11 protein-coding genes are annotated in these 13,198 nt (G+C 58.6%); 1 reads left to right on the top strand and 10 read right to left on the bottom strand.

Features of this window, described 5'->3' with window-relative positions; translation table 11 throughout:
* Window positions 1-8: 8 nt before the first annotated feature.
* The 9 genes from KO1_RS00535 to dalD all read right to left on the bottom strand — a co-directional run bounded on the left by KO1_RS00535 (window position 9) and on the right by dalD (window position 10,872).
* Complete coding sequence (locus tag KO1_RS00535; protein ID WP_004103764.1) at window positions 9-872, bottom strand: ABC transporter ATP-binding protein; 864 nt, start codon at window positions 870-872, stop codon at window positions 9-11.
* Window positions 844-1,749 (bottom strand): ABC transporter permease, encoded by a 906-nt coding sequence (locus tag KO1_RS00530; RefSeq protein WP_004103766.1) that lies wholly within the window; start codon window positions 1,747-1,749, stop codon window positions 844-846. The genes KO1_RS00535 and KO1_RS00530 overlap by 29 nt, the downstream gene beginning before the upstream one ends.
* Complete coding sequence (locus KO1_RS00525) at window positions 1,746-2,783, bottom strand: ABC transporter permease (RefSeq protein ID WP_016809235.1); 1,038 nt, start codon at window positions 2,781-2,783, stop codon at window positions 1,746-1,748. The genes KO1_RS00530 and KO1_RS00525 overlap by 4 nt, the downstream gene beginning before the upstream one ends.
* Complete coding sequence (locus KO1_RS00520) at window positions 2,780-4,402, bottom strand: ABC transporter substrate-binding protein (RefSeq protein WP_004103779.1); 1,623 nt, start codon at window positions 4,400-4,402, stop codon at window positions 2,780-2,782. Before KO1_RS00520 ends, KO1_RS00525 begins: the two co-directional genes overlap by 4 nt.
* A gap of 119 nt (window positions 4,403-4,521) precedes the next feature.
* Window positions 4,522-5,676: a mandelate racemase family protein gene (locus KO1_RS00515; protein ID WP_004175129.1), complete on the bottom strand. Its 1,155-nt coding sequence runs from the start codon at window positions 5,674-5,676 to the stop codon at window positions 4,522-4,524.
* 297 nt (window positions 5,677-5,973) lie between these two features.
* Window positions 5,974-6,636 carry a hexitol phosphatase HxpB gene (hxpB, locus tag KO1_RS00510; protein ID WP_016809236.1) on the bottom strand — a complete coding sequence of 221 codons (663 nt, stop codon included), beginning with the start codon at window positions 6,634-6,636 and terminating at the stop codon, window positions 5,974-5,976.
* Window positions 6,637-6,684: 48 nt separating this feature from the next.
* Window positions 6,685-7,962, bottom strand: a complete 1,278-nt coding sequence (dalT, locus tag KO1_RS00505) for a D-arabinitol transporter (RefSeq protein WP_004103784.1) — start codon at window positions 7,960-7,962, stop codon at window positions 6,685-6,687.
* A gap of 69 nt (window positions 7,963-8,031) precedes the next feature.
* Complete coding sequence (gene xylB, locus KO1_RS00500; RefSeq protein ID WP_047720876.1) at window positions 8,032-9,495, bottom strand: xylulokinase; 1,464 nt, start codon at window positions 9,493-9,495, stop codon at window positions 8,032-8,034.
* Between the two features lie 9 nt (window positions 9,496-9,504).
* Window positions 9,505-10,872: a D-arabinitol 4-dehydrogenase gene (dalD, locus tag KO1_RS00495; RefSeq protein ID WP_004114033.1), complete on the bottom strand. Its 1,368-nt coding sequence runs from the start codon at window positions 10,870-10,872 to the stop codon at window positions 9,505-9,507.
* 206 nt (window positions 10,873-11,078) lie between these two features.
* Here dalD and KO1_RS00490 point away from each other — a divergent pair, with 206 nt between their 5' ends.
* On the top strand, window positions 11,079-12,020 hold the full coding sequence (locus KO1_RS00490; RefSeq protein ID WP_004103788.1) for a sugar-binding transcriptional regulator: 942 nt from the start codon (window positions 11,079-11,081) through the stop codon (window positions 12,018-12,020).
* 22 nt (window positions 12,021-12,042) lie between these two features.
* Here the strand turns inward: KO1_RS00490 and KO1_RS00485 are convergent, their stop codons facing one another.
* Entirely contained in the window at window positions 12,043-13,044 is a 1,002-nt protein-coding gene (locus KO1_RS00485; RefSeq protein ID WP_047720875.1) for a LacI family DNA-binding transcriptional regulator, read from the bottom strand.
* Window positions 13,045-13,198: the final 154 nt, after the last annotated feature.

Below are 13,198 nucleotides of genomic sequence, written 5' to 3'. Positions count from 1 at the left end.
TCCGCTCCTTATTCCGTTAACCAGCTGGCCTGACGCTGCAGCACCGGCAGTATCGGGCGACGATGCTGCATATCCGGCAGCGAGTTAATCAATCCCTGAGTATAGGGATGACGGGCGTTATCGAGATCTTTAGCAGCGATGGACTCCACTACCCGTCCGGCGTACATCACCAGTACGCGGTCGCAGAAGCTGCGCACCAGGTTGATATCGTGGCTGATAAAAATCAGCCCCAGCCCGCGCGACTGAACCAGGTCATCCAGCAGGCCCAGCACCTGCAGGCGCACCGACACATCCAGCGCGGAGGTCGGCTCATCGGCAATGATCAGCTCCGGGTCGGTAATCAGCATCATGGCGATCATGATGCGCTGCCCCTGTCCGCCGGATATTTCATGCGGATAAAGCTGATAAACGCGCTCCGGCTGGCGAATACGCACCACCTCCAGCATCTCCAGCGCCCTGGCTTTCGCCTCATCTTTGCGCCCGGGATGATGAGTAAGCCAGGCCTCGGCGATTTGCTTACCCACGCAGACCACCGGATTAAGCGAATATTTCGGGTCCTGCATAATCATAGAGATACGTTTGCCGCGTACGCCGCGCATTTGCGCTTCGCTAAGATGCTGCAGATCGAGGTCGGCAAACTGCATCCGGCTGGCGCTGACGCGGGCCTTTTTCGGATGCAGCTGCAGCAGCGCGCGCCCAACGGTGGACTTACCCGAACCGGACTCGCCGACAATCGCCAGCTTTTCGCGCCCCAGCTGGAAGGAGACGCCGCGCACGGCATGGGTCACCGCGCTGCCGTTAACAAAGTCGACGCACAGATCGCGCACGTCGAGCAGCGGAGCATTATTCACTGCGGGGATCGAGGATGTCACGTAGGCCATCTCCTAAGAAGTTGAACGCTAAGCTGTTGATCAGAATCGCCAGCCCCGGAATTGTTACGACCCACCAGCACTCCATCATATAAGTGCGCCCGCTGGAGATCATCGCTCCCCACTCCGGCTCCGGCGGCTGCGCGCCGAGCCCGAGAAAGCCGAGACCGGCCGCGGTCAGAATGATCCCGGCCATATTCATGGTGATACGGATAATGACCGAGGGCAGACACAGCGGCACGATATGGCGCCAGAGGACGCGGGACGATGAAGCGCCCTGCAGACGAACGGCGGAGATAAAATCGGCCTGGCGCAGAGAGAGCGTTTCGGCGCGCGCCAGACGGGCTATCGGCGGCCAGGCGGTAAGCGTGATGGCGATAACCACATGCTCCAGCCCCGGCCCTAAGGCGGCGACAAACGCCAGCGCCAGAACCAGACTCGGGAAGGAGATGAAAATATCGGTGACGCGCATCAGCACCATATCGACTTTACCGCCGAAATAGCCGGCGCTGACGCCCAGCAGCAGCCCGAGCGGACCGACGGTCACCGAGACCAGCAGCACGATATAGAGCGTGATGCGCGAGCCGTACACCAGGCGACTAAAGATATCCCGGCCAAACTCATCGGTGCCGAACCAGTGCTGCGCATTCGGCGCGACCAGCGCGCTGTTCAGGTCCTGCACCAGCGGGTTATAAGGCGCAATCAGCGGCGCGAAAATCGCCACCACCAGCAGCAGAAAGATAATTCCTCCGCCGATGGCCGTTAGCGGGTTGCGCGCCATTTTGCCGATAAACCCGACGGCCCGCGCCGCCGCGCGTTGCAGCCGCTGACGGCCTTCGCCCGCACCGCCCGAAAGCGGCGAATCCAGAGAAACGGTCATGATTTTGTCCTCGGGTCAAAGAATTGATACAGCATGTCGGAGAGCAGGTTGAGCATCACGAAGATCACTCCCACCAGCAGCACGCAGCCCATCACCGCATTCATATCGCCCAGCAGCAGGCTACCGGTAAGATAGGAGCCGAAACCCGGCCATGAGAAGACGGTTTCAATCAGCACCGCGCCTTCCAGCAGCGCGCCGTAGGCCAGCGCCACCACCGTCAGCAGCTGCACGAGGATGTTACGAAACGCATGGTTCCAGATAACCTGACGCTCGGTCAGCCCTTTCACCCTCGCGGTAATAATGAACTCCTGCGACAGCTGGGCCAGCATAAAGCTGCGGGTCATACGGCTGATATAAGCCAGCGAGTGAAAACCCAGCAGCGAGGCGGGAAGAATCAGATGATTAATGGCGTTCCAGAACACCTGTCCGTTTCCTGCCAGCAGCGCATCAACGGTCATCAGGCCGGTACGGCGCGGCACAATGCCGTCCAGACCGAGGTCTACCCGCCCGGCGCCGCCCACCCAGCCGAGCCAGGCATAGAACACCAGCAGCCCCATCATTCCGACCCAGAAAATCGGCGTCGAGTAGCCCGCCAGGCTGATAATGCGTACCACATAATCGGAGACGCTATTGCGCCGCGCCGCCGCCAGCACGCCCAGCGGAATTCCGAGACCCGCGCCGACGAGAATCGCCATCGTCGCCAGCTCCATGGTGGCCGGGAAGACGCGGATAATATCGTCCACCACCGGTTTCCCGGTCAGCAGCGCATTGCCCAGATCGCCGTGCAGCAGGTTGACGAAATAGATGCCAAACTGGGTGGTCAGCGATTTATCAAACCCCAGCTGCTGGTAAACCTGCTGATAGGTACTCTGGTCAGCATCCGGACCGACGATCGCCAGCACCGGGTCGATAGGCATGACGCGGCCAATGGTAAAGGTCAGCAGCAGCAGGCCCAACAGCGTAATCACCACCTGCAGCAGCCGTTTGGATAAGCGCCGGCCGCGTGAGCCGGGCGCAAGGATTGCGGTACTCATCCTTTCTCTCCTTCGCGGACTTTATAGACGTCACGCAGAAAAGTGGTGGCGGAGGGGTGCGGCTGATACTCTCGTACCTCGTTGCGCACCACCACGGAATCGACCATCTGCGAAAGCGGAATTAAAGCCGGAACCAGCTGGTCGTAGCGCGCCTGGATGGCCTGGTAGTCAGCCACCTGTTTTTGCGGATCGCGTTCCAGCAGGGCCTGGTCAATCATCGTATTGAGCTGCGGGTCGTAAAAACCGGTACGCCAGCCCTGAAAGTTGGTCAGACGCGCCTCATCGCTGTTATCCGGGTTATAGACCAGCGCGCGCAGGCTGGAGTGCGGATGCGGCTCCATTCCGCTGCCGCCGCGTCCCACCAGCAGGTCAAATTTACGCTCGCGCATCGCGCCGTAGATCTGGTTACCGGTGCCGGTGATGATTTTGGCGTTAATCCCCGCCTGCATCAGCGTCGACTGCACGGCGATAGCGATGTTAAGAAATGGCTGATCGGAGAGGACCCGCAGCGTGGTATCAAAGCCGTTGGGATAACCCGCTTCCGCCAGCAGCTTTTTCGCCCGCGCCACGTCCAGCTTATAGCCAGGGTCAGGCAGCGTAGACGGCATGCCCGCCTTAATCGGTCGCTGGTGCAGCACGCCGTAGCCCGGCATCAGCGCTTTATTGATACCCTGGTAATCAATCAGATAGCGCACCGCTTCGCGCACTTTCGGTTGGGCGAAGTGCGCCTCTTTCATGCTCATCGCCACGTAGTACATGGTGCCGCGCTGCACCGCATCGACGGTCAGCTGCGGGTCGCTGCGCAGGGCGTTAATATCGGAAACCGCCATATTGTTGGCAATATCGAGGTCGCCTTTTTCGATCATCAGACGCAGGGTTTGCGACTCCTGGAAATGGCGCAGCACCACGCGGCTCATTTTCGCCTCGCCGCGCCAGTAGTCAGGATTGCGCTTCATGCGCAGCACATCTTTTGCCTGCCAGGTTTCCAGCGTAAACGGCCCGGAACCGGCTTCATGGGTGGTCAGCCAGCGGTTACCCCAGTCGTTATCCTGCTGGTGGCTTTGCACCGTTTTACTGTCCAGCACCCCGAGGTTGCCCAGCGCCGCCAGCGAGTAAATCACCAGCTGCGGATCGTTATCTTTGGGTAACTCGATTTGCACCGTGAAGCGGTCCGGCGCGCTGACCTGGCTGTCGATATTTTTCTTACTGAAGCCATAGGATTTCCATACCGAGGCCTGAGCCAGGTTGAGGTGCAGGATGCGCCGCATTGACCACACCACGTCAGCGGCGGTCAGCGGGTTGCCGGAGTGAAACTTAACGTCGTCGCGCAGATGAAAGGTCAGGGTTTTGCCGTCGGGGCTGATATCCCAGGATTTCGCCAGCGCGGGCTTAACGTTGGTGAGCTGTTCAGGGTCAAGCTCCACCAGCGAGTCGTAGAGGTTGACCACGATTCCCACCACTTCGTTACCGGTCATCGCCGCCGGGTCAAGGGTGAGCAAGTTATTCATATTCATGCCGATGATGAGCTGATCGGGCGGCGTTTTCGCCACCGCCGCCCCGCTTCCCATCGACACGGCGAGCGTGAATAAGCACGCTGCCAGTAGGGAGGTTTTTTTCATATCTCTGTTTGCCTGTACTGTAGGGTACATGTTGCCGGATGGCGGCATTTTCGCTTTATCCGGCCTACCGGGCCGCAGACCCGATAAGCGCAGCGCCATCGGGCATTTATTTTTTTGAATCAGTCGTGGCTAACGGTATTGGCTTCGATATACGCAAAATTAATGTCTTCGCCGAGGCCCGGACGTTGTGACAAATGCACAAATCCCTGGTCATCCATCGGGTCAACAATGCTATTGAGATAAGCCGCCGGTTCATCGTAGTCGAGGAACGGATGCAGCAGGCCGCGCTCGTACCAGCGGCAGTTGCGGATCGCGCCGACCACCGCCAGGCTTGCCGCGCCGTTGCCGTGGACTTCGCAATCCATGCCGAAAGATTCCGCCAGCGCCGCGACCTTCATGGTCGGGGTAATACCGCCCACGCCGTTAGCGCCGGCGCGCAGAATGTCGCAGGCTCCGGCTTTCACCCATTCGGCGCGCATGTGGTGCTTGCCGCCGAAGCTCTCCGGCCCGACGATGGGGATCGACAGGTTTTCCGCCAGCCATGCGTAGGAGGACATCGAATCCTCCTCCATCGGTTCTTCAAACCAGGCGAAATTGAGTTTTTCCAGCTCTTTGCCGATCCACAGCGCCTCGGCGCGGCTGTACCAGTGATAGCCGTCAATCATCAGGTCAATATCCGGCCCTACCGCTTCGCGCACCGCCGCGCAGGCTTTAATATCCATTTTGGGATTGGGCGCAAAAGAGATTGGCGGCATCCAGGTGTGCAGCTTGATGGCCTTGTAGCCGCGGGCGACCAGCTTTTCGGCAAAGGCGGCATACTCCTCCGGGGTCGACAGACCACCCGGCAGATCGTCGCCGCACATCGTGCTGCCGTAAGCCGGGACGGTGTCGCGATAGCCGCCGAGCAGCTTGTAAACCGGCATCTTAAGGCTGCGGCCTATCAGATCCCACAGCGCCTGTTCAACAAACGACAGCGCGCGCTCCGTTAGCTGATGTGCACTACCGCGCTGCCAGTGGTTAAGATCCTGCCAGATACGCTCGCGGTTAAACGGGTCCTGCCCCACCAGCACTTTGCGGAAAAAAGTATTCACCACGAACGGGCGCACGACTTCCGGAGGCGCAAACGAAAAACCCTGCGCCCCATCATCAGCGGTGATGGTCAGCATCGCCATTTTGGCCATGCTTTCAGCCCCCGGATGGGAGTGCCCGGCGCTGTCGGAAACCCGACGTGTGGGATACTGGAAAACGGTGACATTCACAGATTCAATTTTCATGCTCAATCCTTATCACGGCCAAATCCGATCGATAGAAGCAAATCGGCAAAGTGGTTTCACATTATTGAAAATATGTTTCAATATCTAATCTAAGCACAATTACGTAGCAGTGCCTCGGACAAACACCGCTAAGCAAGGCAATAAATTTGGGCATTGGCACAACAAGACGTGACTGTTTTCACAAAAGATGAGTGAAATGTGAGGCGGATCGGCATGGAGAAAAAAGGGTGTGAGCGCAGAAAAGAGAGTGACCGACCGTGTACATCCCGGGATTTTCTGCGCTCACGAAAGCGTGAGTTATGCGACCGCCTCTGGTTCGGCGGTGAGGACTTCCAGCAGTTCAGGCAGCGCCCGGTAGCGGCCAGCGGCGGCCTGAAAACGCGCGTGCTGGCTATCTTCGGCAATCACTATTGTGGCAATCCCCGCCGCCCGGGCCGCGCTAAAGCCGTTGAAGCTGTCTTCGATCACCAGGCAACGGCTGGCGTCGAGATTAAGCTTATCCAACGTCGTCAGATAAACCGCCGGATGCGGCTTGCCCTGCGCTTCATCATCCGCGCTGCAAATCACATCAAAATAGTGCCAGAGCGAGAGCTTGTTCAGCACGGCGGCGATAACCTGCCGGGACGAGGAGGTCGCGAGCGCAATTTTATAACCGGCATGGCGAAAATAGCGTAACGCCTCATGCACCCCGCGCATCGGCTCGCCTTCGGCGGCGATCAGGCCGGTAATACGCTGCAATATCGCGGCTTCAAGCCGCTGCGGAACAAGCTCAAGCTGGCAATGGCGGCACCAGGTGCGGGCAATTTCGTCGAGGCGTTTGCCTTTGGTCAGCGTTTCGCACTCCTCGACGCTCGCCGTTGCCCCCCACTGCGCGAGGGCGTCGATTTGCGCCTGCCGCCACAGGCTTTCGGAATCAATAATCACGCCATCCATGTCAAAAATCACTGCCTGAATACTCATCATTCACCTCATTAAGGCTGGCATGCCTGGCATGCCAGCCGCATCACCTTAAGAGAACTCCACCTGCTCGCTGGCCGGCGCTTCCTTGTGGGAAAATCCCGGCTGCTCGACGCGGATAAACGCACAGAGGAAAAAGGCCGCCACGTACAGCGCGGTATAGGCGATCACCACTCCGATGGTGCTAAAGAACGGCAGCAAAATCACCGCAATAGCCGGTGCGAGAAAGTTCGACATCCCCGCCGACAGGTTGTAGACCGAAATGGCCGCGCCTTTGTGCTTCGGCTCCAGCGCCGGGAAAACCGCCGCCAGCGGAACAAACGCGGCGACAAAGATCCCCAGGGCGATAGCCGGAAGCAGCGCCATCGCGAAGTTATGTCCGAAGTGCTGCGGAATGTAATAAAACGCCAGGCTGGAGACCGCCATACCGATGCAGCCGAACCAGCGCACCACCTTCATCCAGCCCAGTTTTTCGCCCAGAATGCCCCACAGCACGTTAGAGAAAATGGTGGTAAAGAAGAAGACCGCCCACACCTGCAGCCATTCTGAGGTGGTGAAGCCCAGCTCATCGACGAACATCATCGGCATAATCACCGCAAAGCCGAACAGCGAGAGCGTATTGATAATTCGCACCATGCTCGACAGCAGAATATTGCGGTTGGTATAGAGCAGCGTCGCCGCGCGGCCCAGTTCGGCAAACTTCTCGCGGGTGGTCAGGTTCTGCATATGGTGCGGCGTTTTAATATGGCGCAGGGAAGCCAGCGCAATGATGCCGCCGGTGACGCAGAAAGCGAGCGCCAGCCACAATGTCCCCAGCTCGCCGATATGCGGGATGGTAAAGCTCGGAATATAGCTGCCGAATACGCCGATGCCGATGGAATAGACCGCCCAGAACCAGCCGATCGCCGAGCTGGCGTTATCGCTTTTCACGTTGTGGATAATGGCGACGATAAACGAGTAAAGGAACAGCGGATACGCGAAGCCGCGGATGCCGTAGAAAATTAAGATCAGCGCATAGTTGGCATGACCGAGACCGAAGACCAGGAACAGCACGTGGAACACGCACCATAGCACAAAGCCAATCATCATGGTCTTCAGCGGCGTGATGATTTCCGCCACCACGCCGGAGATCCATGCCGACAGCGCGGCGGCCAGGCCGTAGAGGGTGAAGGCGAACGATGCCTGCGCCGGGGAGAACCCGAGCTCTTTAATGTAGTGCGACAGGAATGCCAGTTCAAAACCGTCGCCGGTCATAAACACGGCAATGGCGATGTATCCCCAGAGCAGGTTCAGGGGTAAACCGAGCCACTGTTTATTATTGATGGACATAATGACCTCGTTTTTAGGGTACAGGAGGCCGCTCCGGTCAGATCGCCGGAGCGGTTATGGTGATAAAAATTAGTGCTGCCGATAGTTCAGATCGTTTAAATACAGGGCCTTGAACTGCGCATAGCGCCGCATCAGGGTTTGATGGCGTACCGGGTCCGCACGCCAGGTCTGCCAGATCTCCGGTTTTTCACATACCGCGGTAATTGGTTTGCCCGCCGCCAGACAGGCCAGCCGCGCCGCGCCCAGCGCGCCGCCGGTCTCTCCACCTTTGTGGGTCACCACCGGCATATCGAGGATATCGGCCAACAGCTGCGCCCAGAACGGGCTGCGGGCGCCGCCGCCAACCAGCGAACATTGTTCGATCTGCGTACCGCTCTCTTTCAACACCTGCAGACCATCGCTGATCCCAAAGCTCACCCCTTCCAGCACCGCATAGCCGAGCTGGGCGCGCAGGCTGGAGTGGGTCATGCCCCAGAACATGCCGCGCGCGTCAGGATCGTTGTGCGGCGTACGTTCGCCGGAGAGATAGGGTAAGAAGAACGGCGCATGGGCCTTCTCCTCTTCGCTAAGCTCGGCAATCTCCTCCAGCAGCGCCACTTCCGTGGTGCCGGTCAGGCGGCAGAACCACTGCAAACAGCTGGCGGCGCTGAGCATCACGCTCATCTGATGCCACAGATTCGGCAGAACGTGACAAAACGCATGGACCGCCGACTGCGGAGCCGGACGATAGGCGTCGGTTACCACAAACAGCACGCCGGAGGTACCGAGCGAAATAAACGCATCCCCCGGTGAAACCGCCCCGACGCCGATGGCGCTGACCGCGTTATCGCCACCGCCGCCGGCAACCGCTACCGAGGCATTCAGCCCCCAGCGTTCAGCCACCTGCGGGTCAAGGTTCGCGGAAACCTCGCAGCCTTCGACCAGCGTCGGCATCTGGCTGCGCGACAGGCCGCATTTATCCAGCAGCGAGTCGGACCAGTCGCGCTTCGCCACGTCCAGCCACAGCGTCCCGGCGGCGTCGGACATATCGGAGACTTTCTTCCCGGTCATCCGGTAGCGCAGATAATCTTTCGGCAGCAGTACCGTGGCGGTGCGCTGAAAGTGTTCCGGCTCATGACGGCGCACCCACAGCAGCTTCGGTGCGGTAAAGCCGGGCATCGCCAGGTTTCCCGCCACCTGATGCAGCTCCGGCGCCCTCTCCTCCAGCTCCGCACACTCCGCGGCGCAGCGGGTGTCGTTCCACAGGATTGCCGGGCGAATGACCTCCCCGCCGGCATCCAGCAGGACCGCGCCGTGCATCTGCCCGGAAAGGCCAATGGCCTTAATGGCTGGCCAGTGCTGGGCGCATTTTTCCCGCAGCGTGGTCATCAGATACTCTGTCGCCTCCCACCATGACTGCGGCGACTGTTCTGACCAGTGCGGGTGAGGCCGCTGAATGCTCAGCGGCGCGCTATGGCTGGCAATAACCTCATTGTTCTCATCAATGACCAGCGCTTTCACTTCCGATGTGCCGAGATCGATACCCAGATACATAGCCACCTCTTAGTTAATCAGCGTATAAACTGCCGCGACTTTTTCGCGCATCAGCGCGAGGAAATCGGCGTTTTCAGCGAGTTCGCCAAACAGAGCTTTATCGCGGGCATACAGCGCCAGCGGATCGCTGGCTTCGAACATCTGATGCACCGCCTGCGCGTCAAGAATGCCGTCCTGGTATTCATACGGCAGACTTCCCTTATGCCACTGTTCCATAAAGACGAAGAACAGCGCGGGCAGCATCGCGGTCGCTTCCGGGCGGGCGCCGCGCTGGTAGCACTCCTGCAGGGTTGGGGCGATCATCGCCGGAATTTTCGAGAAACCGTCGGCGGCAACGCGCTGGTTCGTGTCCTGGATATACGGGTTGGTAAAGCGCTTAAGCACCACATCGCGATAGGTTGGTAAATCAATGCCGTTATCGCCAAGGCAGGGGATCACATCTTCCGTAACGTAGCGGTCGGCAATGGCGTAGATGAAATCCGTTAGCGTACTTTCATGAATATACTGCTGGCCGATTAACGTCCCCGCCCACGCAATGCAGCTATGCGACGAGTTCAGAATGCGAATTTTCGCCTCTTCATAAGGAATAACCGATGCAACCATCTCCACGCCAACCGCTTCCAGATTCGGGCGCTCATCGCGGAAATTGTTTTCCACCACCCACTGGATGAAGGTCTCACCCATCACCGGCGCGCTGTCGTCAATGCCGGTTTGCGCTTTGATGCGCGCGGGCAGGTCTGACGCCGGACGCGGAGTGATACGGTCGACCATGGTGTTCGGGCAGGTCGTGTTGGCGGCCATCCAGTCAATCACCGCCTGCTTGCCGGTTAGCTGCAGGAACTCAACCATGCCGTCGTGGAAGCGCTCGCCATTATGGCGCACGTTATCGCAGTTCAGCAGAGTCAGCGGCCCGGCGTTGTCCGCCATACGCTTTTCCAGGATCCGCGCGATAGTGCCGTAAATCGTTTTGCACTCCCCTGCCAGATCGGCCTGCAAGTCGGGGTTGCTGGTTTCCAGCTTATGACGGGTATTCAGGTAGTAGCCGCCTTCCGTCACGGTGAAGGCGATGACTTTGGTCTGCGGGTTTGCCCCTTCGTTAATCAGCGGCTTGAGCCCGGCCTGCCACGGCAGCAGTTTCTGAATTGAGGTGATCTCTTCATATTCACGTTCCCCTTCAGGGCTGACGGTTTCCAGCACGTAGCGCCCACCCTGAGCTGCCAGCGCCTGGACCACCTGCTCGGCGTCGTTGCGGATATTCCCCGCCGCAATGTGCCAGCGCTTATCTCCGGAAGCAATCAAACGATGCAGATACCACGCCTGATGGGCGCGATGAAAAGAACCCAGACCAATGTGAAGCCATGTGAATTGATTGTTCATGTTCTGCTCTCCTTGAGTTGATGGCGTCACTGTAAATGATCATTTGACCAAAATAAGAGCCACGGATCACAAAAGAACAATTACCCATTAAAATTACAATTGACCAGAAAAGAGCAAAAGCTTGCCAGTTTTACCAACCACGGCGAGAATGCGGTTATTCGCCGGGCGAAATTATCGCCGCGGCCAGAAACTTAGGGCAGGAAACCATGAGCAAAGAAGATGATATTCGGCTGGATCAAAAGGTCCGCGCCGCGTGGATGTACTACATTGCCGGGCAGAACCAGAGCGAGATCGCCAGCCAGCTTGGCACGTCGAGGCCGGTGGTACAGCGGCTGATCGCCGCCGCGAAAGAAGAAGGGATTGTGTCGATCGGGCTGCATCATCCGGTGGCCAACTGCCTCGATTATGCGCTGTTACTGCAGGAAAAGTACCGGCTTATCGAGTGCAATATCGTGCCCGCCTTTAGTGAAGAAAGCACCCTGGATAGCGTCTCCTTTGGTTGCTATCAGCTGATGGCCCGCTACCTGCAGGACGATAAAGAGAAAATCATCGGTCTGGGTTCCGGCCTGACCCTGAAAAAAGCGCTGCAGCGTATCGATTTCGACAGTCAGAATACCCGCTGCGTCGCGCTGATCAGCGCCATGGACGCCGACGGCCAGTGCAACTATTACGATGATGTCCCGCTGCTGCTGACCAGCAAAATTAAGGCGAAGTACTATCAGTGGCCCGCGCCGCGCTACGCGCAGACGCAGGAAGAGTACGACATGTGGTGTACCAGCCGGCTGTTCCGCAGCGTCTCCGCCGTCGCCCGCCAGGCGGACGTTATTTTTGTCGGCATTGGGCCATTAGGCACCCAAAGCCCTATTTTTAAAGACGGCTTTATCAATCAGGCCCAGATGGATGAAGTGACGGCGCAAGGCGGTATCGGCGAGATTATGGGGCGCTTTATCGATGCCGAAGGCGGAGTGGTGGATAGCGAAATCAACAGAATGATCACCAGCTACGATATCCGCCAGAATCAGTGTCCGCGCATCGCGGTGGCATGCGGCGAGTACAAACGCCCGGCGATTCTGGCGGCGCTTAAAGGCGGCTGGATCAACGGTCTGGTGACCGACGAGCACACCGCCCGCTGGCTGCTGACGCGCTAAGGTCAAACAGCCAGATAGCGACTCAGCTGCTGCTCATCAGTAGCGGCGGAATTTCAATCCGCTGCTGGCCGGCATCGCCGGAGTCGATAATCGTAAACACCGCTTCCAGCATCGCCGGCACATCCTGCTGCACCATGTCGATATCGTGCCCCAGCAGATAGACAAACGGGTCCCAGTCGAAGCAGCCCATCGGCGGCTGCTCGCTGCCGGTGAGTCCTGCCTGCGACAGCCAACGTACGACCCCCTCCAGCGATATCGTTGAGTTGACAAATATGCCCTGCAACGGAACCTTCGCGGTGCCAAACCGCTCCTGCAGGCAGGCTTCGACTTTGCCTTTCGAATAGCCGGGAGCCAGAATGTTCGCCTGCGGCACGCTCAGCCCCTGCTCGCGATGCGCGTCGTGGAAGCCGCGTAAACGTTCGCTGGTGTTATGGTCGCTGCTGCGCCCGCCAATGAACGTCAGCGGCGCTATCTCTCCCCGGCGGCGAGCGCTATTCGCCAGGATCTTATGGGTCAGCGCTTTCGCGCCGCCGTAGTTATCCGAAATCACCGACGGTGCGATAGTCCCCGGTAGATCGAGATTGACCGTTGGCACGCCCGCCTGCTGGCATAGAGCGGAAATTTTATCCGGATTGGTCGCCCCGGTCGCCACCACCCAGTCAACCTGCCAGGAGAGCATCGCTTTCACCGCTTCGAGCTCCAGCTCGGGGCTTCGGCGCGTACAGGTGATAATCGGCAGCAGGCCCCGTTCGCGAGCCATCTCCTCAAAGCGTTCGGCGACCGAACCGAAATAGCGGTTATCGTATTTGGGGATAATCATGCCGATGACGCGCGATTTTTTGCTGCGCAGCATGCTGGCCTGGCGGTTAATCGCGTAGCCCTGCTCCTCGGCAATCCGCGTCACCTTTTCGGCAAGCTTTGCGCTGATGCGGCGCTTTTTCCAGTTGCCGTTGAGGATAGCGCTCACCGCGCTCGCCGAAACGCCGGAAAGTTCCGCCAGGTCGTAAATCGTGATTTTCTTCATTTTCCCAACTTGCGTCACAAAATCATTTCGCTGTTAATTTCCCCACTTGCTCAATCGATGAAGCTAGCGCAACATGAGCTTCATCGATTGAGCTTCCATTTTACTTTCCGAAGTATTAACGCATTCAGCATTAATATTCCAGAAAACCTGCAGA

This window comes from Klebsiella oxytoca NBRC 105695 (assembly GCF_001598695.1).
GTDB lineage: Bacteria > Pseudomonadota > Gammaproteobacteria > Enterobacterales > Enterobacteriaceae > Klebsiella > Klebsiella oxytoca.
The sequence above is the reverse complement of the archived record's forward strand: the minus strand, read 5'-3'. Positions and strand labels throughout refer to the sequence as shown.